This is a genomic window from Streptomyces sp. TG1A-8, from assembly GCF_030499535.1.
In the GTDB taxonomy this organism is placed as follows: domain Bacteria; phylum Actinomycetota; class Actinomycetes; order Streptomycetales; family Streptomycetaceae; genus Streptomyces.
The window spans coordinates 216,555-242,353 of sequence record NZ_JASTLB010000001.1; the positions used below are offsets into that span (position 1 = coordinate 216,555).

At 67.9% G+C, this 25,799-nt stretch carries 24 protein-coding genes and 3 pseudogenes; 14 read left to right on the plus strand and 13 right to left on the minus strand.

The window, feature by feature from the left end:
• The first annotated feature begins 28 nt into the window (after positions 1-28).
• A complete protein-coding gene (locus QQY24_RS00880; protein ID WP_301970730.1) occupies positions 29-571 on the plus strand; it encodes a GNAT family N-acetyltransferase in 543 nt (180 codons plus the stop codon).
• On the opposite strand, the gene QQY24_RS00885 is transcribed toward QQY24_RS00880, so the two are convergent.
• From QQY24_RS00885 to QQY24_RS00920, 8 genes are all read right to left on the minus strand, one after another.
• Positions 556-1,158, minus strand: a complete 603-nt coding sequence (locus QQY24_RS00885) for a hypothetical protein (RefSeq protein WP_301970731.1) — start codon at positions 1,156-1,158, stop codon at positions 556-558. The two genes, QQY24_RS00880 and QQY24_RS00885, sit on opposite strands and share 16 nt — an antisense overlap.
• 2 nt (positions 1,159-1,160) lie before the next feature.
• Positions 1,161-1,874: a cupin domain-containing protein gene (locus QQY24_RS00890; RefSeq protein ID WP_301970732.1), complete on the minus strand. Its 714-nt coding sequence runs from the start codon at positions 1,872-1,874 to the stop codon at positions 1,161-1,163.
• A gap of 26 nt (positions 1,875-1,900) precedes the next feature.
• The gene (locus QQY24_RS00895; RefSeq protein WP_301970733.1) at positions 1,901-3,136 is read right to left on the minus strand and encodes an MFS transporter; all 1,236 of its coding nucleotides are present in this window, start codon (positions 3,134-3,136) and stop codon (positions 1,901-1,903) included.
• 5 nt (positions 3,137-3,141) lie between these two features.
• Entirely contained in the window at positions 3,142-3,939 is a 798-nt protein-coding gene (locus QQY24_RS00900; protein ID WP_301970734.1) for a TfuA-like protein, read from the minus strand.
• A 3-nt stretch (positions 3,940-3,942) separates the two neighbouring features.
• Positions 3,943-5,235 carry a YcaO-like family protein gene (locus QQY24_RS00905; protein WP_301970735.1) on the minus strand — a complete coding sequence of 431 codons (1,293 nt, stop codon included), beginning with the start codon at positions 5,233-5,235 and terminating at the stop codon, positions 3,943-3,945.
• 10 nt (positions 5,236-5,245) lie between these two features.
• Positions 5,246-6,655 carry a radical SAM protein gene (locus tag QQY24_RS00910; RefSeq protein ID WP_301970736.1) on the minus strand — a complete coding sequence of 470 codons (1,410 nt, stop codon included), beginning with the start codon at positions 6,653-6,655 and terminating at the stop codon, positions 5,246-5,248.
• 125 nt (positions 6,656-6,780) lie between these two features.
• Entirely contained in the window at positions 6,781-6,915 is a 135-nt protein-coding gene (locus QQY24_RS00915; RefSeq protein ID WP_301970737.1) for a hypothetical protein, read from the minus strand.
• A gap of 421 nt (positions 6,916-7,336) precedes the next feature.
• Positions 7,337-8,893 carry an IS4 family transposase gene (locus QQY24_RS00920; RefSeq protein WP_301970738.1) on the minus strand — a complete coding sequence of 519 codons (1,557 nt, stop codon included), beginning with the start codon at positions 8,891-8,893 and terminating at the stop codon, positions 7,337-7,339.
• On the opposite strand from QQY24_RS00920, the gene QQY24_RS00925 reads away from it, so the two are divergent.
• From QQY24_RS00925 to QQY24_RS00940, 4 genes and pseudogenes are all read left to right on the plus strand, one after another.
• Positions 8,892-9,023, plus strand: a complete 132-nt coding sequence (locus QQY24_RS00925) for a hypothetical protein (protein ID WP_301970739.1) — start codon at positions 8,892-8,894, stop codon at positions 9,021-9,023. The two genes, QQY24_RS00920 and QQY24_RS00925, sit on opposite strands and share 2 nt — an antisense overlap.
• 987 nt (positions 9,024-10,010) lie before the next feature.
• A pseudogene (locus tag QQY24_RS00930) lies at positions 10,011-11,030 on the plus strand (IS701 family transposase).
• A gap of 144 nt (positions 11,031-11,174) precedes the next feature.
• The gene (locus QQY24_RS00935) at positions 11,175-12,431 is read left to right on the plus strand and encodes an IS701 family transposase (protein ID WP_301970740.1); all 1,257 of its coding nucleotides are present in this window, start codon (positions 11,175-11,177) and stop codon (positions 12,429-12,431) included.
• Between the two features lie 132 nt (positions 12,432-12,563).
• A protein-coding gene (locus QQY24_RS00940) for an IS5 family transposase (RefSeq protein WP_301970741.1) occupies positions 12,564-13,378 on the plus strand; the annotation gives its coding sequence in 2 pieces (ribosomal slippage) (positions 12,564-12,906 and positions 12,906-13,378; 816 coding nt in all).
• A gap of 151 nt (positions 13,379-13,529) precedes the next feature.
• Here QQY24_RS00940 and QQY24_RS00945 read toward each other — a convergent pair.
• Positions 13,530-14,000 (minus strand): MarR family winged helix-turn-helix transcriptional regulator, encoded by a 471-nt coding sequence (locus QQY24_RS00945; RefSeq protein WP_301970742.1) that lies wholly within the window; start codon positions 13,998-14,000, stop codon positions 13,530-13,532.
• A 42-nt stretch (positions 14,001-14,042) separates the two neighbouring features.
• Between QQY24_RS00945 and QQY24_RS00950 the strand changes: the two genes are divergently transcribed.
• Entirely contained in the window at positions 14,043-14,969 is a 927-nt protein-coding gene (locus tag QQY24_RS00950) for an alpha/beta hydrolase (protein WP_301970743.1), read from the plus strand.
• Here QQY24_RS00950 and QQY24_RS00955 read toward each other — a convergent pair.
• The 3 genes and pseudogenes from QQY24_RS00955 to QQY24_RS00965 all read right to left on the minus strand — a co-directional run bounded on the left by QQY24_RS00955 (position 14,958) and on the right by QQY24_RS00965 (position 18,205).
• Positions 14,958-16,142 carry an IS630 family transposase gene (locus QQY24_RS00955; RefSeq protein WP_301970744.1) on the minus strand — a complete coding sequence of 395 codons (1,185 nt, stop codon included), beginning with the start codon at positions 16,140-16,142 and terminating at the stop codon, positions 14,958-14,960. The genes QQY24_RS00950 and QQY24_RS00955 overlap by 12 nt on opposite strands.
• Positions 16,143-16,386: 244 nt before the next feature.
• Positions 16,387-17,001 (minus strand): annotated as a pseudogene (locus QQY24_RS00960) (transposase); the annotation flags it as partial.
• 16 nt (positions 17,002-17,017) lie between these two features.
• The gene (locus QQY24_RS00965; RefSeq protein ID WP_301970745.1) at positions 17,018-18,205 is read right to left on the minus strand and encodes a M20 family metallopeptidase; all 1,188 of its coding nucleotides are present in this window, start codon (positions 18,203-18,205) and stop codon (positions 17,018-17,020) included.
• Between the two features lie 179 nt (positions 18,206-18,384).
• On the opposite strand from QQY24_RS00965, the gene QQY24_RS00970 reads away from it, so the two are divergent.
• From QQY24_RS00970 to QQY24_RS00995, 6 genes and pseudogenes are all read left to right on the plus strand, one after another.
• Complete coding sequence (locus QQY24_RS00970) at positions 18,385-18,612, plus strand: hypothetical protein (protein WP_301970746.1); 228 nt, start codon at positions 18,385-18,387, stop codon at positions 18,610-18,612.
• A gap of 280 nt (positions 18,613-18,892) precedes the next feature.
• Complete coding sequence (locus tag QQY24_RS00975) at positions 18,893-19,801, plus strand: zinc-binding dehydrogenase (RefSeq protein ID WP_301970747.1); 909 nt, start codon at positions 18,893-18,895, stop codon at positions 19,799-19,801.
• 71 nt (positions 19,802-19,872) lie between these two features.
• Entirely contained in the window at positions 19,873-20,790 is a 918-nt protein-coding gene (locus QQY24_RS00980) for an AraC family transcriptional regulator (RefSeq protein ID WP_301970748.1), read from the plus strand.
• Between the two features lie 307 nt (positions 20,791-21,097).
• A pseudogene (locus tag QQY24_RS00985) lies at positions 21,098-21,411 on the plus strand (IS5/IS1182 family transposase); the annotation flags it as partial.
• Between the two features lie 368 nt (positions 21,412-21,779).
• Positions 21,780-22,658 (plus strand): neutral zinc metallopeptidase, encoded by an 879-nt coding sequence (locus QQY24_RS00990; protein ID WP_301970749.1) that lies wholly within the window; start codon positions 21,780-21,782, stop codon positions 22,656-22,658.
• 72 nt (positions 22,659-22,730) lie between these two features.
• The gene (locus tag QQY24_RS00995) at positions 22,731-23,387 is read left to right on the plus strand and encodes a hypothetical protein (protein ID WP_301970750.1); all 657 of its coding nucleotides are present in this window, start codon (positions 22,731-22,733) and stop codon (positions 23,385-23,387) included.
• Between the two features lie 203 nt (positions 23,388-23,590).
• Here QQY24_RS00995 and QQY24_RS01000 read toward each other — a convergent pair whose 3' ends face one another.
• Entirely contained in the window at positions 23,591-24,367 is a 777-nt protein-coding gene (locus tag QQY24_RS01000; RefSeq protein ID WP_301970751.1) for an alpha/beta fold hydrolase, read from the minus strand.
• A gap of 54 nt (positions 24,368-24,421) precedes the next feature.
• On the opposite strand from QQY24_RS01000, the gene QQY24_RS01005 reads away from it, so the two are divergent.
• On the plus strand, positions 24,422-24,835 hold the full coding sequence (locus QQY24_RS01005; RefSeq protein WP_301970752.1) for a MarR family winged helix-turn-helix transcriptional regulator: 414 nt from the start codon (positions 24,422-24,424) through the stop codon (positions 24,833-24,835).
• A 295-nt stretch (positions 24,836-25,130) separates the two neighbouring features.
• A complete protein-coding gene (locus tag QQY24_RS01010; protein WP_301970753.1) occupies positions 25,131-25,727 on the plus strand; it encodes a TetR/AcrR family transcriptional regulator in 597 nt (198 codons plus the stop codon).
• The last annotated feature ends 72 nt before the right edge of the window (positions 25,728-25,799 follow it).

A 25,799-nucleotide genomic window follows, 5' to 3' on the forward strand; every position in this document is an offset into this window, starting at 1 on the left:
TGAGGATCACCGCTACTACGCTTGCTCCATGCCCGATTTCTCGTCACACTTCGCCGGCTACCTGCCGGGCCTGACGCCCCATCCGGCGCCGGCCTTCCCCGTACTGGTGCAGGCACGCCATGACGACGTTCATCATCTGGCCGTGCTGCAAACCGGTATACGGGGCGGCACCGTCTCACAGTGGGCCGATCGCATTGCCCGGACGGTCGACGGTGAGCGCAGTGCCGTGGTGCTCGCCAGGGTGGACGGGGAGCTGGCCGGGTACGCCAACGTGGCTTTGCTTCCGGAGAATCCGGACGACGGCGCGCCGAGTGGGTACTACCTGACCGGGGTGACGGTGGCGGTCCGTTGGCGGCGGCGCGGGATCGGCAAGTCGCTGACTCGGTGGCGGATGGCCTGGGCCTGGCAGCGTGCTTCGGAGGTGTGGTGCTTCGTCTCCGCGCAGAACCGGGCCTCCCTTGACCTCCATGACGCGCTCGGCTTCGCCGAGGTGCGGCGCGCGGACAGGCTGCAGGGGGTGTCCTTCGACTGCGGGGAGGGTGTCCTCCTGCGGGCTCATCCGCCGCGATGACCGTTGATGCGCTGGAGCAGCTCTGCCAATGGGACCCGGTGCCAGTCCTGTTCGACCGCCGTGAGGTCGATGCCCGTGGCCTGGGCCAGGTTGATCTCTGGGGATTCGAAGAGCCAGTCGAGCTGAGCGACCAAGCCGCTGCGCGCTGCCGTTACCTGTAGTTTTCGGCCGATTGCCAGGCGACCCTTGAAGGTGAACGGTGACCCGGTGGCGAGGGTTCCGACCACGGCCTTCAGCATGGCGAATGATCTGCGAGGACTCGTCACCGTTAGGTCGGCGTCGGGGGGGACGATGACGGTCCAGCGGTTGCGCTCCGTCAGGCCGTCGGAAAGCGGGGAGGGGGAGAGAAATCCGTCGGCGGTGCAGGAGCCGCGGAGCCAGACTGTGAGAGGGATCTCGGTCAGGCACTGCTCGATCCGTGTCCGGTCTAGGTAGCCTCCGAGGCGCGGATCCTTGAACCGGAGTTCGGAGTACTCGTCGGTCACGTCCGCCTCTCCGTCGCGGACCCGAAAGGTGCCTTCCAGGTGGGGAGCGCTCAGCAGGCGGGCAACGGCGGCCGTGAAGGTCTGCTGTGTCGGGGTCGTCATGGTCAAAGTCCCAGTCGGCGGACGGCGTTGAGCAGCACGGTGTCCGGGTGTGTTTGTCCGTTCACCAGGAGTTCCGTGGCAAGAGCTGACGGATGCGGTCTGGTGATGGTGAAGGTCAGGTGCGTCGATCGGTTCGAACTGGTCCTGGCTCGGTGCGGCCAGCCGTGTGGCAGGTACAGCACGTCTCCGGGCGAGAGGACAAAGCTTGCCGGCTCCCCCTGCGGAGCGGGTTCAAGTCCGGCGTTCGGGTTGGTGCCGCCGACTGGCCGAACGATCTCCCAGTGCTTCTGTCCTTCGAGCTGGACGGCCACCACGTGGGAGGCATCCCGGTGAAAGCTCAGCCCTCGTGACTCTGCAGGAGTGACGAATGCGTAGGACGTCGTCGCAAGGCCGAAGTGATCCTGCAGTGCGATGGTCGTGGCCCGGACGGTGTCATCGAAGTCCTCGATACGCTGGTACTTCAAGGTGTAGCCGTCGGCGACGAGCCGGCTGAGCCGGTCGACATCGATAGTGCGCTGCCGGTAACCGGGGATGTCGGTGGTGAAGTCCCGGACGGCGGGCTGGGCGCTGGACTTGACCAGCGTCAGGTAGGGCCAGTGCATGCCCGGTGCTGTGACCAAACGCAACAGCGACTCTGCGCCAAGGCATTCGGCGGGCAGGCAGCCGCGGCCGATCCAGTGGCGCTCGTTCCAGTCGTCTGAGATGCGGTGCAGCACAGCAAGGGGAAGGATTGACATGTGCCTTAATCTCCAGCCGGCGAGGTGAGTACCTGGGAGGGAAGACGGCGGAGCCTGCAGAGGTAGCCGACCAGCACCATGCCGCTCAGCACGGCGGCGGCCAGTGAGCTGCTGCGGACGCCGGCAAGCGAGCCCAGCAGTCCGCTCGCCAGCGCACCCAGGGGCATGCCCGCCACCGACACGGTCCGGAACAGTGCCATGGTGCGACCGATCATCTCGCGTGGTGCCGTGGTCATCAGCAGCGTGGAGGAGGGTACGTTCCACAGGCCGCTGGCCAGTCCCAGCGTGGCGGTCCCCAAAGCAAGCGGCATCGGCGAGTGGGCGGCGCAAATCAGCAGGAAGCCGGGAAGCTTCATGCCGATCGCCAGGGCCGCGACGTGGTGGTGGGGTGTCCCGCGGTCGGCGAGCCGGCCGGCGAGGAGATTCCCCGCGACCATGCACGCGGCACCGGCGCCGGTCAGAAATCCGAAGGCGGCTGGGTGCAGGCCGACGGAGCGTATCGACAGGAGGGGCAGCATCGCACTGTTCAGGCCGTTGCAGAAGTTGTTGACGGAGACGCAGAGCAGGAGCGTTGACAGCAGTCCCCGGGTCCGTACGGCTCCCAGACCGTCGCGGATGTCGCGGGCCAGTGTTCGGGGTGCCGCTCTGACGGGCTTCGCCTTGGAATGCCAGTCGGTGTCTCTTGGGAGTGCTGTCACCCAGCCCGCTGCCGCTCCGAAAGTGACCACGTTCAGCAGGAAGGGCAGTGCGGAAGAGACGATGGCGAGCCAACTGCCCAGCGGCGCGGCGACGATGCCGACGGTGGACTGGGAGGCACTCAGTCGTGCGTTGGCGGCACCCAGGTCCTTCTCTTCAACGATCGAGGGCAGCAGGCTGTTGAAGCAGCTGTCCGAGACCGTCTGCAAGGTCGTGAGAAGGAAGACGAAGACGATGAGGAGTGTGATCGACAGACGTCCGGAAAGGGCCAGGCTGCACAGGAGCGCTGCTGCCGCGCAGCGGACGCTGTCCGCGGTGAGGAACGCACGACGCTTGTCCCAGCGGTCGACCAAGGCTCCGGCCGGCAGCCCGAACAGCAGCCAGGGCGCGAAGGACATCGCCAGGACGACGGAGACCGCAGCGGGGCTTCCCGTCAGCTTCGCCGCCAGCACGGCGACCGCCGAGGTCCGCGCAGCGTCGCCGAGTCGGGTGCCCACGGCGGCGGCATACAGTTTTTCGAAGGATGCCCCGTAGGTGCGGACCATGTCGGCTACGCCTCCGCCAGCATGGCACCGATGCACTCGGGTACGGGGATGAGCTCAGTGGGAGCGCTCGTTGGGGCCAGCCCCAGGACGACGTCGCGGATTGCGCTTTCGGCATCGTGCCGCTTCGCATCCCAGTGTGCCAGCTGTGGCGGGGTCAACCGGTGGAGGACGAGTTCCAGGGTGCCGGGGGCGAGGCTGCTGCCGCTTGCGAAGCACGTCCGGGCGAGTTGGCGCAGTGCGGAGTAACTGCGATCACCGAAGTAGAGTTCCCGGGCCCGGCGCCTGAACTCCTCGCAGTGCCCCGCAGACACTCCCTCGGCGGCCAGCAGCGTGCACAGCAGATCGACGTTGACCGTGGGCGCGGTCAGACTTCGGTAATGGTCGTCGTGCAGCAGGGCCACGTTCTCGTCGGCAGTGCGCCTGCCCGTGAGGTAGTCGGTGAAGATGACGCCCAGGCCGATCATGCCCCATGGTCGTGCTTCGACTGCCCGCAGGGCTCCCATGCTGCTGCAGCCGTACAGGCGCACTCCTCGGCCGAGGGTCTCCTGGATCTCCGTCAGGCTGACAGCCTGGCCGGCGCCGAAGTACCCGTCGATCATGAGCACGGTGGTGGGTGGCGGAGTGCGGGTCAGCAGGGCGGTGAGATCACCGTCCCGGACGGGAGGAAGGATCAGGTGGGCGGCCGGTGCGGTCAGGGGGGAGTCGGCGAGGCTCGGTCCGGCGTAGATCACGAGGTCGGCTTGGTCGAACTCAGCCAGTGCCCGGGACAGGGCGGGGTCGTTGACCGGCGAAGTGTGTGACACGGATCAGCGCACCTTCCGTGCTTCGCGGTAGAAACGGCTGCCTATCCGGGAGGGTTCGTTGGCCGCGAACTCCAGACCGGGGACGACGACCTTGACCACCCGTGGCAGCAGCTCGTCGGTGCGCGCGCCATTGCACAGGGTCAGATCGGCGACAAGAAGCCGTCGCAGTCCCGTGTCGGTCAGACGCCGGCAGATCGTCGCCAGGTCAGTTTCGAGGTCGCCGGCCGACTGGTTCGGGATCTCGTCGAAATCGATCTGCTCCCAGTCCTGTGACCAGCGGACCGCGCGATCGTGAGCTGCCTGGTAGGTCTCGTTGCGGCGCTCCCGGTAGCGGGTGCTGAAGTCCTCTCGAGCGCCGGAAATCACGCTCAGCCGGGACTGCGCGAGTTCGGTGAGCGCCCGGGAGGCACCGATCGCCGGGTTCAGGTGGCAGCCAGCGCCGGCATTCACCAGCATCGGGTTCTCCGCGAGGCGGTCATCGCCAAGCGCGAACAGGCTAAAGACCTCCAGGGATGAGCGGAACGCGAAGAGAGTCAGGGAGATCCCGGCGTCCTCGAAGGTCCGCGCGAGATCCCGCAGTTCGGGCGGCAGTGAGTCGATACGGACCTGGAAACCCTGCCGGAGCACTTCGCCGAAGGACCGGCTGTCCCGTTCGATCAGCTCGTAGAGCGCATGCAGGGTGGCCTCAGTCAGGCAGTTGCCGGACGCCAGGCCGTCGGAGTGGCTGGCGAAGAGCCGTGCACCGCGCGCCGCGTACGGTGAGAAGACCGCGTCGGCGGGGATTCGGACCACGTCCCCGCTGACCAGGTCCCGGGTGGGAATCCATTCCAACGGTGAGTCCAGGTTCCAGCCGGTGCGAGTGTCTAGGACAAGTTCTCGGGGGTCCAGCACCTCGCCGAAGTACTCCCGTGCCCGAGTAAGGGTCATGATGGCCCCGGAGCGGCCCTGCTGCTCTCCGCAGTACCGCTCGTGGGCCTCCATCAGCGCGGAGGCCAGCGCAGCCTCGCGCGTGCGTCCCTTTCCACAGGTCACGGTGAGGTTTCCGGGAGCTGCAGTGGTCCGGTACGTGTTGAACACCGGCACGCCCAGGCGGTCGAGCCCGGTGATGTCAGCAACCCGGGAGACGCCCGAAATCCCCCGCAGCCGCCAGGCGGCCTCGATGGAGTCGGCCAGCGGGCGGTGGCGGCCGGTGCTGGCGTAGAGCTTCTTGTCGCAATGCGGCTGTGTGTCGACCAGGACGGTTTTGAAGTCTGGGACGAGCTGGTCCAGGGACTGCGTCGTTGGGGGGAGCGTCATTGAGCCGCCCTCAGATGAAGTCACGTAGATCGGCCGCCTGGTAGGCGGATTCCTGCGGTTCCGGCTGGGACAGCTGTCCGAGCGCCAGCTGGCGAAGTGCCTGGGGATTGCGCTTGGCAACTCGGGTGAAGGCGTCGAAGGCGAAGCCGATCAACGCCTTGCGCTCATGGCACGCTGCCGGCAGCGTGCCGAACTCGCCCGCGCCGGCGGACAGCGATCGGTGATAGCACTCCCCACCACAGACATGCTTCGCCCAACAGCTTCGGCACGGTTCGCGCTCGTCGACCCTCTTGAAGTGCTTACTGCGGATTTCGACGATTGGAAGCCCCCGGCCGATGTGTCCCATCTCGAAAGCGGGCTCCTCAATGGCGTGATGGCAGGAATACACTCGGCCATCGGGTCCGACCGTGACCGCATTTCTGGCCGCCAGGCAGGGGTACCAGGAACTGACCGCACGTCCTTGGTGCAGGATTTTTTGGAAAAACGCACCGAAGGGCATGATGTCCAGTACCGTCCCCTTTTCGAGGTTGTCCGTCCACCAGTCCAAGAGCTCGATCATTTCGGATTCGCCGACAGAAGTTATTCCCTCGCCGTTGTACATCGGTTGTACGTGGACCTCATTGAAACCAAGAGCAACCAGATATTTGTGCAGGGCCAGCAGAGAGGTTCCGGGCTGGCTGACCGCGCGCACCCGCCGCATCGGTGAGGTCTGGGTCTCCATCAGACGCCGAATATTGCGCAAGACGATCTTGCTCGTTGGGCGCCCCGAAAGGAGCACGCGGTTGGTGTTCAGTGCGGGTGGCCCGTCCAGGCTGACGATCAACGAGATAGCGTGCTTCTCGCACCAGGCAAGCGTCCGCCCAGTGAGCAGGGTGCCATTGGTGTACACGTTGAAGCGGACCTTCACCCCGAGTGGAGCCGCGTATGCCTCGGCGTATTCGACGCTGCGCTCGAGGATCTCGCGCTCCAGCAGTGGCTCGCCGCCAATGAAGAAGATCCGCACGGGCCTGCCAGGGTCGGCCTGGTCGAGGACCTGCTCGATGCTGGTCCTGGCCGTCTCCCAGGTCATCCCTGTCGGGACCTCGGACCCCTTCTTCTCCTTGGTCTCCAGTTCGTTGTAGCAGTACGTGCAGCCCATATTGCAGTGGTAGGTATTACCGATGACCAGTTGGCTGATGCGGGTGCTGGCATTGTCCGCCGGCACCGGGAAGGAGGAGGCGGAGATCAGATGGGTCAGCTCTTGCCACTCCTGCAGTTCCTCGGCGGTCAGGTCCGCCCCGCCATGCCCAGCCGCCGCAAATCGCCGGGCGCGCTCGACCGCGTGCGGGGGCAGGCTGGCGAATGACATCCGGTCCGGGTCGTAGAGCGTTGCCCGCGAGCCGTCGGCACTCGGGAGAACCACTGCCTTGTCGGAAGCCATCCGCTGCGGCCACCTTTCGTATTGCACTGCTTATGAAGCGGACGCAAAGGACCTCAGGCCCGTCTGTTGGGCCCTTACTGACGGGCCTGAGGTCCCTATGAAATCGGAATCATCTGGAGTGGCCGCTAGGCGGAGATATCGCAGATGATACCGGGACGCTCAACCTGGTTCTCGGCGTAGATCTCGTCGACGAGGTCGCTGAGGTCGATCAGTTCGATGTCCTGCTCGACGGTCTCGGTGGGGGTAACTGCACTGGCCATTGGTTCGTTCACCTCCCTTAAATCGACGGTAAATGGCATACCCGGGCCTCGCCGCCGGAAACCATCAAATCGGAATGTCCGGTATATTAATGATGTGGTCATTGTTGCTAGAATGTCGATTCGACTTTTTAATGGCATCCCCAACCGATCATGGTCGCAGTCGATTGATCGGGGAGACGCTGATCAGAGTCACTTAGCAGGTTAAGCGGCCGTTTATTGCGTCTTCCAGAGTCCGGAATGCTGCTAGGATTTGGCCGATCGATCAAGTCCGCAGCCGGATAACGAGGCCGCCGCAGTGACTATTGATCATTGGTCGGTAGGCGGATTTTACGTCCCTCAACTGAGACCGAATCATCCGAACGAGTGACGTCGGTGGCGCTGATCTGCGGGGCACCGCCCTTCGTTCGGTGCGGGCCTGGGATCACGGCCGTACCTCTTCCAGCTCCCCGGCGCCCAGGCCGATGCTCCGGGCGACCACGTGCCCGGGCCGCGGGGACAGGTCGACGGCCTGGCCCTGGGTGCCGGCCCTCTCGGCCTTGACGAGCGCCTGGAATCCCGAGGCCACCGACGGCTTCTTCCCGGTGCTCTTACCAACCTTGATAACCAGCTTCCCCGCGATGTCCGACCCGGCATTCCATTGGCCTTGAGCGCGAGGGCCAAAGGTCAGCATGTCGTCGTGGGACCTTGGGTCGGCCGCCGCGGTTGCCTCTGGCCGCGGCGATCTTTTGGCCCTCCAGCGCCTTCCCCGGATGCAGTTGGGCTCGATCTGGGCGGCGGCCAGCGCGGCGAGAAACTTCGCACCCATCCCATTCGGGGCGTACACCGCGGAGGGGAGCTGCCAGCGGCAGGGGCAAGCGGACTGCCAGGGAAATGACGAGCATCGTGCGGCCCGTCGCTGTACCGACCCGCTGATCGGCGGTTGACCAACTCGCGCTGGCTTCTCATGAGCAGGGCTTTGCCACAGTTCGGGATCCGGTCGTTCAATCTGGCGGACCGAGCTCGAGAACCGGGGTGTCGGCAGGGGACAAGTTCGGGCGCATCCGGTGCCAGCGCACTGGGTGGCGCCGGCGCCCGGTACTGTCGCGGGCGACATCGACGCCGACCTCCACCACCAGCTCCGGCACAACGAGTGTGATGTGCAGCTTCTCGCGCGAGCCCCACCCTGCGCTGAACGTCCAGCCGGTCCAGGGGCGGTCTCGTGCCGGGAACGCAGCACCAGCCCCGGGATGCCCTGGTGGTTCTTGATCTCGTCCAGGGTGTTCTCGATCTCCCACCGCTGGGCATAGAGGGCGGCGAGCTCCTCGGCCGGTGCATGGTCGGGGTCGAGGACGGTGGTGATCAGCCGGTAGGCGGCGCCGTCGCCGCCGCGTGGGCCGAGGGTGTACTCAATCGCCCGCACCCGCTCGGGGTCCGCGCGCCGGTAGTGGTCCCGCGCGGCGACGATCTCCGACAGGTAGGAGCCGTCGGCGAGGGCTTCCAGGACCGGCAGCACTACGGTGCTGCGGACCCGCCAGAGCAGGTCCGCGCCGCCCGCTTTCGCGGCCCGCCACAGGTCGAAACCGCAAAAGCCCCGGTCGGCGAGTACGAGCATGCCCTTCGTCAGCGCGGGGAACAGTCGCCTGGCCAGAGCGGTCTCATGGAGCGACAAGGGGCCGCCCTCGGCCGCGAACACGGCATGGGTACCGCACTCGGCCAGGGCCGCCGCCCTCGCCTGCGGATACGCACTGCGGCCCTGCCCGCGACTGGTACCGGGACGCCCGAAGCACTGGGCGTTCGCCGGGGTGTCGGGGACATCGAAGACCGTCCCGTCCACCGCGACCAGCCGCCACCGCCGGTACCAGGCGCCTTGCGTCCGCGCGACCGCCACCGGCCGGCACACCCGGGCGAACAGGGCCCGCAACGGCTCCGGCCCCAGCCGCACCTTGGCCCTGCACGAGAACACCGTGGCGGTCGACACCCTCTCCACCTTGTACTTCATGGAGGAGATGTCCGCCCGGCTCGGGTGGGCGTGGGAGCCACGCGAGGTGACGCCCGGCCGCCGGCCCGTCATGGAGATCGCAGGCCTCGACCAGCGGCTCATCGGCTGGCAGTCGACCCGCCGCCAGTAGATCGAGGACGCGCTGCCCGTCCTCACGGCCAAGTACGAGGAGAAGCAGGGGCACGCGCCGGGGGAGCGGGCCGCCTACGCACTGGCTTGCCGGGCCGCCGACCAGACGCGCCCGCCCAAGCGCACGGAGCTGCTGTAGCTGACCGAGCTGCGCGAGCGATGGCGGGACTCAGCGATCCGGACCTACGGTGCCGACGTTGTCGACCGGCTTGCGGAGCGGGCGCGGGTGCGGCCGGTGGTCGACATAGCGCTGCCGGCCGCCGACGTCGTCGCCGTGGTGTATGTGATGTGCGGTGCGTTCAAGCGCCATCACCTGCTCGCCGAAGCGCGCCGCTACTTCTCTACATCCTGCGCGGCTGGCCCCACCAGACGGGCCTGGACGACCAGATCGTCCAGGCGGTCGTCGACGACTACACCCACTCCGTCGGCCGGGGCCGGATGATGACGGCTGACTTGCGCGCCCTGTACACCCGCGACACCGAGGACCAGACCACGCTGCGCCCGCTGACACGCAAGCGGACCGCCCCACCGTACGAGCGGGCCCGCCTCGCCGCCGACGCATTGACCGCCCGGGTCCACGCTGCGCGGCGTGCGGACCGTCTGGGCTCCCGCACCCGGCCCCGCACCGTCGCCGTGCCCGCCGCCTTGGTCGCATCCGCGGCCTTTCCACACTGGCCGGGAGACCGGCCGCGTTCCAGAGCAGACGACCGACGTCGACACGGCGGAGCAGACCGGACGCTCGCCGAAGCCGGCCTCGCCAGGGTCCAGGAAGGCGCCGGGGAACGCGCCCTCACCCACGGCCCCGACCGCAGCCCACCCCGGCGACCGCCCCGCCGCCGCACACCCAGCAGCCCGGCACCCAGCACACACCGGGCCGGACCACAGGAGGAGTCGCGTGAGCACCCCGGAAGAACAACCCAGCCCTGACGAAGCCCGCGCCCGCGCCGCCGCCAAGAAGACGGCTGCCGCGCTCGACTACGAACCCCACCTGCGAGCCGGACGGCTGGTGCTGGGGCTGCTGTCGGACCTGCCCCGCAAAAACTGCTGAACGATCACGGAGTAGGCCGGGGAGGCCAGCCCCACGGCATGCAGCACCTGTTGCGCCGGGCCGCCTGGGATGCCGAGGCCGTCCGCGACGACGTGCGCGAATACGTCGTCGAGCACCTCCACGACGATGCCGCGGTGCTCGTCGTCGACGAGACCGGCGATGTGAAGAAGGGCATCCACACCGTCGGGGTCCAGCGCCAGTACACCGGCGCAGCCGGACGGATCGAGAACTCCCAGGTCGCGGTCCACCTCGTCTACGCCGGCGCACGGGGACACGCGGCAGTCGACCGCGAGTTGTACATTCCGCGCTCTTGGACGAGTGATCTGGATCGCTTCCGGGCGGCGAGGCTCAGCAGGGACACCGTCTTCGCGACCAAGCCGGACCTGGCCCTCAGGATGATCGAACGGTTCTGGGATGCCGGCCACCGCGTCGGCTGGGTCACCGGGGTTCCGCGCCGATGCCCTGGTGAAGAAGGTGCCGAAGCGGGCATGGCAGAAGCTCTCGGCCGGATCCGGCGCGAAGGGACAACGGTTCTACGACTGGGCCGTCGTCGACCTCATCGACCCGACGCCAGGCAGCCACCAGCTCTTGATCCGCCGCAGCCGCACCACCGGCGAACTGACCTACTACCGCTGCCACTCACCCGAACCGGTGCCGCTGACCACCTTGGTGAAGGTCGCCGGCTCCAGATGGCGGGTGGAAGAGACCTTCCAGGCCGGGAAAGGGCTGGCGGGACTCCACGAGCACCAGGTCCGCCGCTACCGCTCCTGGATTCGTTGGACCACCCTCGCGATGCTCGCCCACGCCTTCCTCGCAGTAGTTCGCGCCGACGAACACGTCCGCAGACCCGCCCCGGACGGCCTGGTCCCGCTGTCCTGCAACGAGATCCAGCACCTCTTCATCACGCTCACCGTCCAGCCTCGCCACAACGCAGCTCACCGGCTCGGCTGGTCGCACTGACGGCGGCTCCATCAGCAGCGATCCCTCGCCAGCCATTACCGGCGACAAGCCGTATCCCCGACCTGAAGATCGCGATCTACAGCTGGAGTATTAGTACTCCAGCAGCGGTTCGTGTCCTGAGCTGGTGGTTGTCGTTGTCCTGGTATGGAGGGGATGAGTGAAGCCGCTTGCTGGGCCGGCGAGTTGGAGTTGGTGTTCGCTCGGGTGGCGGGCAGGTTCACTCGGGCGGATCTGCGGTGGCGGATGCGGGACTACGTCCGTGGTCTGCTGGGGCGGGCGACACGCAAGAACGGCTGGCAGCTTGCGGAATGGGCAGGTCACCGCACTCCGGACGGCTTTCAGCGGCTGCTGAACAGCAGTGTCTGGGACGCGGACGCCCTGCGTGACGACGTCCGTGCCTACGTCGCCGAACGGCTCGGACCGGGCGGTGTGCTGATCATCGACGACACGGGATTCATCAAGAAGGGCACCACCTCAGCCGGGGTCAGTCGGCAGTACACCGGCACCTCAGGAAAGATCGACAACTGTCAGATCGGCGTGTTCGGCGCCTACGCCACCAGCTCAGGCCGGGCCTTGGTGGACCGGGAGCTCTACCTGCCCAAAGCCTGGACGTCCGACCGTGACCGCTGCCGGGCGGCCAAGATCCCCGACGGGCGAGGCTTTGCGACCAAGGGGGAACTGGCCCGGGACATCGTCCGCCGCTGCCTGGCCGCCGGCCTGCCGGCGTCGTGGGTGACCGCGGATGAGGCCTACGGGCAGGACTGGCACTTCCGCCGCCTGCTCGAGCAGACGGGCGTCGGCTACGTGGTGGCGGTGCCCAAGTCCCAGCAGATCAAGTCCCTGGCCGGCATCTGGCGCATCGACCATCTCATCGATGAAGCACCCGATGATGCCTGGCAGCGGCTGTCCTGCGGCGATGGGGCGAAGGGCCCGCGGATCTACGACTGGGCCGGGGCCAAGTTGCCCGCCAACATCATCTTCGATCCGGATCCGCCGACCCATCACCGGTGGGTGATGGCCCGCCGCAGCCTGTCCGACCCCGAAGATGTGGCCTACTACCTGGCCTACGCACCCGTGGGTGTCGAGATCGCCGAGCTGGTCCGCATCGCCGGCTCCCGCTGGGCGATCGAGGAGTGCTTCCAGGCCGCGAAGAACGAGTGCGGCCTGGACGAGTACGAAGTCCGCCGCTATGTCGGCTGGTATCGGCACATCACCCTGGCCATGCTCGCCCACGCCGTCTTGGCCGCACTCGCAGCACAAGCCCAGGCCGGCGGGGAGGCAAAGGGGGCTGCAGAAACGGATCAGCCACCGTCCCGCTCACCGTGGCAGAGATCCGGCGGCTCCTGGACACTCTCCTGCCCCACCCACGAGCCGACCGCGATCCCATCACCCACGCACTGAACTGGTCCGCCTGGAGAAGACACCGCCAGGCCATCGCCCGCCGCTGCCACTACCGAAAACGCACCTCAGGCCACGAACCGCTGCTGGAGTATTAGATCGTGTTCTATGTGGTGGTGACTCGTTGGGCCGGTCATGGGACGGGGTACGTGGAGTTGGGTTGTTCCGGACGGGCTGTGGGAGATCGCCAAGCCGTTGATCCCGCCGTCGAAGGTGCGGCCGCAGGGCGGGAGAACGCAGGACACCCCTGATGAGACGCTGTTCGCGGCCATCATCTACGTGCTGGTCAGTGGGTGCACCTGGCGTCGGCTGCCGCCCTGCTTCGGCATATCGAAGCCGACGGCTCACCGCGGGTTCCTGATCTGGTCGAGAGCCGGTGTGGGGGGCCGCCTGCACGAGGCGGTGCTGCACCGGCTCGACGACGCCGGCCTCATCGACGTCACCCGTGTGGTCCTGGACTCCGCCCACGTGAGGGCTGAAAAGGGGGCGGACACACAGGTCCGAGTCCCGTGGACCGGGGCAAGCCGGGTTCCAAAAGGTACATCCTGTCGGACGCGAACGGACTGCCCCTTCTCGTCGGCGTCTCCGCCGCGAACGTCCACGACGGCGAAGGGCTGAAGCCCATGGCCGAGGGGCACCAAACGAGACACGACCCCCGCCGCGGCCGCCACTTCAAGCCCCAGCCTCTGCATGCGGACAAGGCTTACGATGTGCCTCACCTGCGTAAACGGCTACCTGGCAAACGCATCGGCGTGCGGATCGCCCGCAAAGGGATCGAGTCCAGCGAACGACCGGGCCGCCGCCGGGTCATCGAACGGACCATCTCCTGGCTGTCCGGCTACCGCCGCCTGAGCCCTCGCTACGAGCGCGATCCCCGCGACCACCTGGCCTTTCTCGGCCTCGCCGCCGCCCTGCGCTGCTACAAACGACTCATCCGCCTCACCACATAGGACACGGTCCACCCCCCCACCACGCCCAGACCAGGTCGAGCACCGGTCGGCCGGCGCACCCACTACGGCGTAACAGGTGAAGGCCCACAGAGTCGACCTGGAACACCGGACGGTGGTGAACGGGGTACCGTTCCGGCCCGCCCTGAAACCGTCAGCCCGTCGGTGTACCGGTACGGTCGCGTTCGAGGGCCGCGCGCAGCGCCGCGAGGACCTGGGCCGCGGCCGTGGCCGAGGGGCCGTGGAGGACGGTGCCGAGCAGCTCGGACAGTCCCTCGGTAAAGGTTTCCTCCGCCGCGTCGACGAGCCGCGAGCCGTCGTCGGTCAGGACCAGCAGGGGGGAACGGCCGTCGGCAGGGTTCGGCTGCCGGGCGGCCCAACCTTGCTTCTGCAGACGGTCGACGCTCTTGCTGGCCGCCCCGACGCCGATGGCGAACTCGGCGGCGAGGTCCGCCACTCGGCACCCGGGATGGTCGCGCAGGTAGCACAGGGCCTCGAACTGCGAAGTGACGATCCCGTGCCGCGCGCGGAGCCGGTCATTGAGCGCGTTGTACAGCCGTGTCTCACAGCGGACGAGGTCGGCGAAGAAGCCTGCGAGATCGAATGTGTTTGATTTATATGCCACGGCATATAGTATAGATGTATCGCTCACGAACGGAGTACATACATGAGCAAGGAACAGCGCGCCCAGGTCAACGCGATGCTACGGCAACCGCGGCCCGAGGGCCCCCGGACGGTCGAAGCGCTCCGCGCCGGTTTCGAGGCACTGATGTCCCGGACGACAACCGTGCCGGACGGCATCCGCACCACACCGGCGACGCTCGGCAACCGGCCTGCGCTCCACGTTACGCCGACCGACGGTCCACGCCCTGGCCTAATCCTCTATTTCCACGGCGGCGGCTGGGTGGTCGGCTCCCCCGAGTCCACGATGTCGTTGACCGGGCGCCTTGTGACCGGCACCGGCTTCGAGGCATACTCGCTGGACTACCGGCTCGCCCCCGAGCACCCGTTCCCGGCCGCCATCGAGGACGGGGTGAGCGCCTACCGCGCTCTTCTCGACCGGGGACAGGACCCTTCGGCCATCTTCTTCGCCGGTGACTCCGCGGGCGGTGGTCTGGCCGTCACCACCTGCCTCGCCGCACGGGACGCGGGTCTCCCGGTGCCCGCCGCGATCGTGGCCTTCTCCCCCGGCCTCGACGCCACCCGCACGGGCGAGAGCATGGACACCAAGGAAGGCACGGACCCCATCTTCACCCGCGCGTCCGTCGAGCACACCGGAGCCATGTACCTGGCCGGAGCCGACCCGCGCCAACCCCTGCTCAGCCCGGCCGTCCTCGCCGACCTAACCGGCTTTCCCCCCATGCTGATCCAGGTGGGCACCAACGAGATCCTGCTGGACGACTCTACGCGCCTGGCGGCACGGGCATGGGCCGCCGGGGTGGACGTCATCCTGGACGTCACCGCCGACGTGCCGCATGTGTTCCAGTCGTTCGCCGGCATCCTGGACGAAGCGGACGAAGCGCTGGACCGCGCGGCGCACTTCCTCAGCCAGCGACTCCGAGCCGCGGTCGCGCCGCGCCCGTCAGCGCAGTAGGTTAAAACTCGTTCTTCGCGGCCTGGAAGCACTCCCCGATCGCCCAGCGCGTCCCGGCGACCCGCACAAGCTCCTGAACGGTGGTCTCCAAAGGGGCGTAAGCGAGGTGTTGACCAGGAACTCAAAGGGTTCTCGTCCTGGACGTAGCGGACGTGGGGCCGCCGAAGTAGCCGCGGACGATGTGCGGTTGTCGCTGGCGTCTGTGGGAGAAGCGGCGGGTCTCGGCGGCGGGTTCGGCCTGGTTCCGGGCCCGGCGCTGTCTGGGCAGGCCGTGCTTGAGGTCGGCGTTGACCGGTTCGTCGGGGTGAGCTCGGGTGAGTACGGCGGCGGGAAGTGCGGTTCGACGTCGTCGGGGTGGGCGGCGAGCCAGTCGCGGACCTCCTTGGAGCGGTGGGCGCAGTGCCCGTCGACCACGAGGTGGACCTTGTGGTCGACGTAGTCGGCGAGCCGGTCCAGGAAGCGGCACATCACCTCGGCGGTGAAGTGCTCGGTGAAGACCATGAAGTGCATCCGGCCCTTGGTGCTGATCGCCGACATGGCGTTCACCGAGAACCGGTTCCCGCTCCGCCGCACCACGGGTGTCCTGCCCTTCTCGCCCCAGGTGCGGCCGGTGACCTGGTCGCAGCGGACGCCGACCTGGCCGGCGAACAGGACCTCGCCGCCGTCCTTCCCCGCCTTCGCACGGATCGCCGGCCAGGTCTCCCTCGTGCCGGCGGCACACGGTCTCGGGGTCCTGCTCGGCAACCCGCTTGTCCGGACGCTGGAAGGACAGCCCCACCGCCTCAGGTACTTGCCCGCCCCGGACTCGGTCAGCCGCACCCGGTACAGCTTCACGATCAGCTCGCCCACCAGCCGCCGCGTCCACAGCTGCCCGCTCAGTCCCACGTCACAGGGCCGGTGATCGAAGACCGCCTGCCGGACGGCGCCCTGCCCGGCCTCCCCGAACACCTGGTGCACCCCGACCGGCTTGCCCCGCGGCCGCACGACCAGCGCCTCCCGCCCGCCGACCTGCCACTTCGCCCACCACGCGTCGGCCGCCTTCAGCGACACCCCGAAGACCGCCGCCACGCCCTCACGGTCCCGCTCCGCCACCAACGCGGCCACCGCCCGCAACCGCAGGACCTCCTGCGCCGACGGCGACAGATGCCGCGCGTCCCCCACCAGATCGTTCACACACCACCAACGACCCAGAACCCAAACCCTCTCGAATCAATACCAGCAGGCGACGCTGCCGCTCGTCGAGGTGCGGCAGAATCGCCTCGGACTCGGCTGCCAACACAGCCTGCTGCCCATCCAACCCGCTCATGCCAGGCCAACGAACCACCGAACGAAAAGCCACGGGTTGAAAATCTGCACGTCCTAAGCGCTGTCCCGCAAATGATCTACGGCATGCTGGCTGACCAGCGTTGTTTCCCGGTCATCCGGCAAGGGTGAGGGTGTGGAGCCGGGCGATGCCGAGCATGGCGTGGTGACGCCGTCGTCTTTCGAGCGGCAGTCACGGAGGATCTTCCAGGTCTTCATGCGGGCGAAGGCGTGCTCGACGCGGGCGCGGACTTTGCGGTGCGAGGCGTTGTGGCCCTCCTTCCAGCTCGGGAGTTCGGTCCGGCCGCGTTCGCGGCGGTGCGGAATGACCAGGCCGGTGCCGTGATAACCGCCGTCCGCGATCACTGTGGTGCAGCCGACGGCGTCCTTCGCGCCGGACTCCTCCCACGGCTTGCAGTCGTTGCGGTTGCCGGGCAGCGGCCGGCCGACGGCGACGACGAGCCGGGTGTCGGCGTCGATGACGACCTGGTGGTTGGTGGAGTACCGGTAGTTCTTCGGCTGCTCGGCGACCGCGTGGTGGCGCGTGGGCACCGAAGTGCCCTCCACGATCAGCACGGCGTCTTTACGGAACCGTCTGCAGGGGCTGGAGCACGAGGGACGGGCCGAGGTGGTCGACGATCCGGTCGGCCGCGGACTTCGACACCCCGAACGACGGAGCCAGTGGGCGCAAGGTGAGGTACGTACGCCGGTAGGCGGCGACCAGGAGCGCACAAGCCTGCTGCCGTTCACTGGTCGAACACCTCGTAGGGAAGCTCGGAGAAGAAGCGTGCGGCCCGGATGAGCTGTGCGACGTCGATCCGCTCGTCGGTCTGGTGGGCGAGAGTGGGGTCGCCCGGACCGCACAGCAGTGTCGGAAGACCGGTCGGTGGCTGGAGGATCGAGCCGTCACTGAAGTAGCTGACAGCTGTCTTGTGCGGTGCGTCGTCACCGAGCGTTCGCAACACGCGGTCGGCGGCTGTCACGAGCGGGTCATCGGGTGCGGTCCCGACGGGCGGGTAATCACCGGTCACATGCAAGTCGAACTCGACGCCGTCGACGCGATGAGCGTCAACCAGGTGAGCGAGCATCGCGAGCAGCGTTTGGTGATCGACGGCGGGCGTCGTCCGAAGGTCGACCTGCGCCACGCAGCGGTCAGGGACGATGTTGACGACCGACCCACCGGTGATCGTCCCGACGGTGACGGTCGGGCGGCCCAGCAGCGGGTACTCGCCGACACCGAAATCCAGTTCTTCGATGCGTCCGAGCAGACGCATCATGTGGCTGACGGCATTGATTCCCTGTTCGGCCATCGCCGCGTGCGCCGCACGTCCTCGCGCTGTCAGTTCCAGGAACAGCGCACCCTTGTGAGCGACGACCAGCTCCATGTTGGTCGGCTCGGCAATGACGAGCTGGCCGACACCGTCCATCGCACCGGCGTCGAGCGCGGCACGCGCGCCTGCGCAGTCGACTTCCTCACCGATCGTGCCGAGGAACCGGATCTCGGCGGGAAATCGCGCTGACCTGCGCGCGAGCGCTGCCATACCGCACACCATCGCCGCGACACCGCCTTTCATGTCGACCGCGCCACGTCCCCACAGAACACCCTCGGGGCTGAGATGGGCACCGTGAGCAGCGTGCGTCCACGGGGCACCGCCGAGCGGCACGGTGTCGAAGTGCCCGCAGTACATCAGCGCCGGCCGATCGGCGCTGCAGCCGGGGAGCCGCAGCTGCAGGTTCGCCCTGTCTGCAGACAGCTCCACGATCTCACCCTCCAGACCCCACTCAAGCGCGCGATCGAGCAGTAGCTGCGCCACCGCGCGCTCGTTGCCAGGTGGGTTGACGGTGTCGATCCCAATCAACGCCCGCGTGACTTCCACGAGTTCGGCCGCCTCAGCCGAGCTGAATAGGTCGGTTTCGCCTTGCATCTGGTCCATGAGGTGCAAGGTGAAGCATGGGCCGCAGCTCGGCAAAGAGCCAATCGGACACAGGTGGCCCTGATCGTCGGCCGGAACGGCGCGTCCCGCGCTGTCGGGCACGATGACGAGCGAGCGCACCGAGCCATGCCGATCTGCCCAGCTGGAGATCGCCCCTGCGGGAGAAGACGCGGTGGGAGATGCTCTACGAGTTCGCCGCACGGGCCGATGAGGTGCTGTGCCTGAAGCTGTGCCTGAACATGGAGGACCTGTACCCGCAGGGCAAACGCCGAAGGATCACCGCCAAGGACGGGCCGAAGAGATCTTCGAGGAGAACACCCGGCTGCTGGCCAACCCGCTCGCCTCGACCGAGGACATCGAGGACCTGGATGGGTGGACGCTCCGCCGGCTACGTCACAGTGCCCTGACACGACGCCGAGGTTGGCACCTCCACTCCGATGTTGCCGGCCCGCTCCCGCCACGCCTCCGTACGCTCCCCGGAGCGGTACGCCCGCCCCGGTCGTCGACGCGGTCGCCCGATGCGCCGCGAGTCGCACTGACACAGATCGTCAACTGATCGATTCTCACGGGACTGGTCGCTGCCCCGGTCCTGCATAGGGTTTCAAGAAGGCGGCAGTGCGGCGTTCGCACGCTCTCCGCTGCCACGCCGAGTGTTCCGGCGTTTTACGAGAGAAGGAAGCACATCACATGCGCGCCCTTGTGGTCGCTCACGGCGAGGCCGGACCCATCCGGTTCGCCGATGTCGATGAGCCCGTACCGTCCGCCGGTGAGGCGTTGGTGGAGATACGGCACATCGGCCTCAACTTCGGAGAGTTGAACTACGCGCACCAGTGGCCGGCCGGCGCTGTGCACGGTCACGACGCGGCCGGCGTCGTGGTGCGCGCCGCATCCGACGGCTCGGGGCCACCCGAAGGTACGCGCGTCGCACTGGGAATGGCTCCCCACGCGTGGGCGGAGCGGGTGGCAGTCAGCCCCGCCTCGCTCGGCACCGTCCCCGCGGGCGTGAACCTGGCCGACGCCGCCGCGCTGGGGATCGCCGGAGTCACAGCACTCCGGGTGCTGCGCAAGCGTTCCCTGCTGGCGCGCAACGTCCTGGTCACCGGCGCCAGCGGGGGCGTGGGGCACTTCGCCGTCCAGTTGGCGGCGCTGGCGGGCGCCCGGGTGACGGCACTCGTCGGTTCGCCGGGCCGGGCCGCCGGACTCCGCGAACTCGGCGCCGACGAGGTCCTGACCGACCTGGCTGGGACCGAGTACCGGTTCGACCTCGTCCTGGACACGGTCGGCGGGCCGCTGGTGGCCCAGGCGTGGAGTTCCCTCGCCGAGGGCGGCACCATCCACCTGGTCGGTTACTCCTCGGGGCAGGAAACCACTTTCCCGTCAGGAGCCTTGTTCGGCTTCGGCGAACCCCGCAGCATCGCCACCTACGGCGACATGACGCCGACCAGCGGGGAGCTGACGGACCTGCTGGGCCTCATGGCCGCCGGGAGGCTCTCGGCACCGGTCGGACTGCGAGGCGACTGGCAGGACGTGGACGACGCCGTCCAGGCGCTGTTCGCACGGAAGGTGCACGGAAAGATCGTTCTCGACGTGACCTGAAGCTCTGGATGAGGACACATGCGCCGTCGCCCGCCGGTGGACGGTGCGCGGCGATGGACGAGAATGGACCCATGGATGTGCTGGCGGAGGTCTTGCGTGTCTCGGGTGCGCGCGGGGCGCTCGGAGGCGTGCTGAAGGCCGGAGGAACCTGGGGCCTGTGGCTGGACTCCTATCCAGGAGCGGCACTGCACGTGGTGTCCCGCGGCACGATGTGGCTCCACGTCACAGGCGAGAAACCTTTTCAGGCGCAGGCCGGAGACGCCGTCCTGGTGTCGCCGGGCACCGCACACGGGATAGCCAGCGGCACCAGCGTGACGATGGGTTCCTGCGACCGTGAGGCGGCGGCCAGGGCTTTTGGCGATGGCCGAGCCCTGCTGCTGGGCTCGGTGCCGGTGCAGACAGAAGTGATCGTCCTGCACTATGAGAAGGACCCGGAGGTGAGCACACCGGTGTTCACCTCCCTCGCCCGGCCGATGCACGTCACAGCCCGCCAGAACGCGCAGCTCAGAAGGACCGTCGAACTCCTCAGGGCGGAACTCGCACAGCCCCAGATCGGCACCACCGCCGCCATCAACAGCATCGTCGACCTTCTGCTCGTCCAGTTCGTACGCGCCTGGCTGGCCCGCCACCCGGAGGAGCAGTCCGGCTCGTGGCTGGGAGCGATGCGTGATCCGGTCGTGCGCGACGCCCTGGCATGTGTCCACGCCCAACCGGAACACCCCTGGACCACGGAGACCCTGGCCGCCGCGACGAGCGTCTCCCGGGCGACGCTGTCCAGGCATTTCCAGTCCGCCCTCGGACAGACGCCGGGCGCGTACGTGACGCAGTGGCGCATCGACCTGGCATCAGTCCGGCTCCGCGACACCGATGAGCCGGTCGAGTCGATCTCCAGCGCGGTCGGCTACGCCTCTCCGCACGCTTTCAGCCGTGCCTTCAGACGTGTCCGAGGCACGGCCCCGGGCGAGTACCGTTCTCGACTTCGCCAATGATCAGGGGAAACGAGAGGGACGCCCGGAGACGGGACGGGACCTGGGGCTGAACGGGGTGAAGGACCTGGTAGCCGAGAGGAAGGCGCGACACACTTCCTGCGCAGCGCCGGCGGCACCTGGATCCTGCTGAGGGGGCACAAAATCCTCGTCGGCACCACCGGGCCTACGGCTCACCCACCGAAGGCGGTATCGCCTTGACCACTCCCCGTCTCGACCGCCGGCGTAACCCGATCGTCCCTTACGGGCTGGTGCGTGATTGCGGGTGGGGTGTCCTTGCCGGTGGTGGCATGATCCTGCTGTGACGGCCATGGTCAGCCGGACGGTTCCCACGCATCGGGTGTTCACGGGGAGCTCCTGGGAACACCTGGCCTGTCCGGTTGGGGAGCTGGCCGGCCCGTGGCCGAGAGGCATCGCCACGAAGTTCGCGGCGGGGCCGGAAAGCGTGCGGCAGGTGTCCGGCATCGGCCGGTGTTCGCCGACCGGCTGGTGGCCACGCCGATCCATCTGCGGCACGATCTGCCGCACGCGGTGCTGGGACTGCTGTTCGGTGCCGACCGCTCCGCCCTCACCCGCGCGATCGGCGAGATACGCGGGCTGCTGGCCGATGGGGGATGTGCAGTCGTCTGTAGTGCGAAGGGCGGCCAGAACCGCACCGACCCTGGCGAGCCAGGCGGTGAGGCGGTCCGGCCGGAGTACGGCCACGAACGAACGCACCATGCCGATCGTCAGGGAACGCAAGGCGGCCGCGAAGGCCACATGACACAGCGGGAGAAGAACCTCCGAACGCCGGTCAGTCCAGGCCGGCACTGGCCAGGGGTGACCGCGGGCGTGAGTGCGGAACGGCGCGCCAGCAGACTTCCACCGTCGTGTCCGGGTCGGATGCGGTGCGCACCTCACCGGGGGGTTCGGGCGCCGGAAGAAAGATGAAAACGCCGTGCCGGGGCATCCGCTGTTCGACCGGAGGGACGGATGAGGGCAGGTGGCGGCGGATGGACTTCGACGACAACGCGGGGCTGGACACCTCGCAGGTGGACGACCGGCGCGGCATGGGCCGTGGCGGCCTGGCCGTGGGCGGCGGAGCGGTCGGCATCGTCGGGCTGCTGATCGCGCTGTTCTTCGGCATCGATGCGACCGGCGGCGGTGACGACGGCAGCCCCGCGGGCCCTGCGGCGTCCGGCACGCAGGATGTGCGCAACGACTGCCGCTCGGGTGCGGACGCCGATGAGCGTACGGACTGTCGGGTCGTCGGCGTCGTTAACAGTGTGCAGGAGTATTGGACGTCCGAGTTCAGGGCCGAGAACCGCGCGTACGAGCCGGCGAAGACCGTGCTGTTCGCGTCGAGCACCCAGAGCGCGTGCGGGACCGCCAGCAGCGACGTCGGGCCTTTCTACTGTCCCGGCGACAAGGAGGTCTACCTCGACGTCGGCTTCTTCCGTGAGCTCACCTCGCGCTTCGGCGCCAGGGGCGGCCCCTTCGCCCAGGCGTATGTCGTCGCCCATGAGTACGGGCACCACGTCCAGGACCTGCTCGGCACGATGGGCAAGGTCGGAGACGGCCGCCGGGGCGCGGACAGCGCGTCGGTGAAGCTGGAACTCCAAGCGGACTGCTACGCGGGCGTGTGGGCCCACCACGCCCAGTCCACGCCCGACCGGAAAACCGGCCGCCCGCTCCTCGACAAGGTCACCCCGGCCGACATCGACGACGCTCTCGACGCCGCGGCCGCCGTGGGCGACGACCGGATCCAGCAGGGTTCCCAGGGCCGCGTCGACCCCGACACCTGGACCCACGGATCGTCGGCGGAACGCAAGCGCTGGTTCGCGACGGGCTACCGCTCGGGCAAGCCGGCGTCCTGCTCGACCTTCAGTTGACGCCAAGGGGTGTCCCGCAACGTTGAGGTGGGCGGTTGAGAGACCGAGGGGTTCGCCGCCCATCCTCCTGTTGTGCAGTTGCCTCGTGATCCGTCGAACGTCGCCCGCGCCCTGGTGGCGGCATTTCCGACCCGTCTTGCCGGTGAGGTGCTTCGTGTCCTGGCGGTCATGCCGGAGGCCAGCTCCGCACCGATGATGCCCTTCGAGGTCGAGGTGCGGGGCGAGACCGTCGCCATTCCACCGCGCATCTACAACGAGGAGCCGGACGCCGGAACCGAGCGGGCCCTGTCCGGAACCCAGCAGATGATTTTGCACTGCCGGTACTCCCGGCACCACGATGGCCGGGTCCGCCAGCGGCGCCTCGAGCGGATGACGGCGTCGGATGAGCCGTGGGCGGTCCCGTCCCTGGTGCGGTTGGCCGGCGAATATGTGTTGCAGACCATTGGGTCGATCGGCCGGGGGCTGCCCGGGTTAGCGGAGCCGGGCTCAACCCAGCGCCGACTCTACGGGGAGTTCATCGCTCGCAACCCGGCCTTCTTCGCACGCACTGAGCGGCGCGCGGTGAGCTACTGGTCGTGCTACTACCGCTGGGAGTACGGAGCGTTCGGGATGTATCCCGGATGCGTTCTCTTGGAGGCGTTCCGGGCCGCTGTCGTGGAACAGGTGGGCGCGCAGTGGCCGCGGCACGCGCCGCCCCCGCTGACGGGCGCGAGTGAGGCACCTGCCTGAGTTCGGCCATGGTCTTATCCAGCAAGGACGAGATCGTGCAATCGCCTTCGTGTTCCCGTCCGGCGGCTCACTGTCCCTGTGGGAGCTGCGGGAGCACCTGGCCGGCGCGACTACCGGGCCGCTGACCTGCCCACCATCAGCTCCGGAAGACGAAAGAACCCACCGACTCCGTCGGCGGATCCTCACGAAAAATCGAGGCCGGGCTATGACTTGGCCAGGAACGGGTCGATCGCCGCCCAGGTCGCGTCCGGGGCTTCGAGGTGCGGGAGGTGTCCGGCTTCCGGGATTTCGGCGAACTGCGCGCCCGGCACCACATGTGCGACGGCCCGCCCGTATGCCGGCGTGACGATCCGGTCGCTCTCGCCCCACACGACGAGCGTCGGGACGTTCACCGTGCCGAGCCGGCCGAGCAACGTCGGGTCGCTCATGCTCGTGCCGGCGATGGCGGCCATCGCGCGTCCGTTCGCCTGCTGGATCGCGCGCTGCTCATCGGTGAAGCCGGCCGGGTCGACGTATCCGCGCTCCGGGTCGTGCCAGGCGGCCTCGGCGAGCCCGCGGGCATCGAGGGCGAAGAAGTCCGCGACAGGCTCGCCCTCCACAACCGCACCGACGCCGTCGATATCGACCACGGACCCGATCAGTCCTGCGTACCGCTCGTCGGCGGCGGCCTGCACCGCCATCTCAAGGGCGATCCACCCGCCGATCGAGGACCCGATCAGTACGACGTCATGCTCTCCGTGCTCGAGCAGGCGCGTGAGGTAACCGGTCGCGAGTTGCGCGACCGAGGTGATGGAGTCGGGGCGTGCTGTGCCCTCCCAGCCGGGATGCGTCGGCGCGAGCACGTGCATGGTGTTCGCGAGGTGTCCCACTATGGGCGCGACGGTCCGGGGCCCGCCGCCGCCGTGCAGCACGAGTGCCGTGCGTGACTCGGGGGCGCCGGCCTGAACGACGGGAAGGTCCTCGGGAAGGGAGATGTCCATGATGCTCCTCAATGAATCAACATGTTTATATACCGGTGTTGATACCGTAGCACCATGACGACCGACCTAGAAGCCCTCGGGCAGGCGATCAAGCGTGCGCAGCACCGGAACCACCGCGCGATGGATGCCGCGCTGCGCGAAATCGGGGTCAGCCTCGTCCAGTGGGACGCCCTGCGCGCCATCGAGCGAATGCCTGGGGCCTCCGGGCACGAACTCGCCGTCGCGACGTTCCAGAGCGATCAGGCGTTCGGCACCCTCGCGAGCCGCCTTGTGGATCGTGGACTCATCGCTCGGTCCGCAGGCCGCGGGCGACGCCTCGAGCACGTCCTCACCGAGGCGGGGCATGCAGTGCTCGCGCAGGGTCGACGGCTGTCGACCGGCGTGCTGCAGGACCTCTTCGCACCTCTCGACGAGGCACAGCGTACGGAATTGCTTCGATCACTGCGGGAACTCACCGAGGACACGTGATCGGGCATCACGCGACCCAATCACCCCGGGACGCCACCTCAAGGAGCAGGGGAGGACGCGACGGCAGTTGACGGACGGCATACGGCGGCGGACCCGGACCGGGCCCCCTGGGGCGTGACATGCCGGGAAGGTGCGGCTACGGGACCGGGGTTGACGACCTGTTCCGGTGCTGGCGGCGCGACGGCACCTGGGCGAGAACCCTGACCCAGGTGCAGGTCGGGAGCGAACGGCTACGGTCGGCACTTTCGCAACAATATCTATACGACTGGTCTATTCATAGAATAGAGTATGGAACATGCCAGTCATCACAGCACGCAGTGCCGACACCCGTCGGAACATCCTCAACGCCGCTCAGCGAATCATCGCGCATAAGGGCTACTCCGCGGTCGGTCTCAACGAGGTGCTCGCGGAGGCCAGCGTACCGAAGGGGTCCTTCTACCACTATTTCTCCTCCAAGGACGCCTTCGGTGAGGCCCTGCTGAAGAGCTACTTCGACGAGTACCTCGCCGACATGGACCAGGTACTCACACAGCCCGGCCGGTCCGCCGCCGAGCGACTGATGTCCTACTGGCAGGTGTGGCGGGAAACGCAGAGCTTCGACGAGTGCCAGGGCAAGTGTCTCGCCGTGAAGCTCGGAGCCGAGGTCTCCGACCTCTCCGAACCGATGCGACTGGCCCTCAGGGAGGGCACAAGCGCGATCGTCGACCGCCTTGAGCGGGCCATCACCAGTGGCCTCACGGACGGATCGGTCGTGATTGACGGCGCTCCGCGCGAGACGGCACAGATCCTCTACGACATGTGGCTCGGTGCCAGTGTCATGGCCAAGATCCATCGGAGTCTCGAGCCCCTCGACGCCACTATGGCGATCACTCGCCGGCTCCTGCACGTGTAGGAGCAGACACACACGTCGCCCGTGTCCGGCGAACCGCCGGACACGGGTGTTCTACGCCAGTCCGTAAGTGAC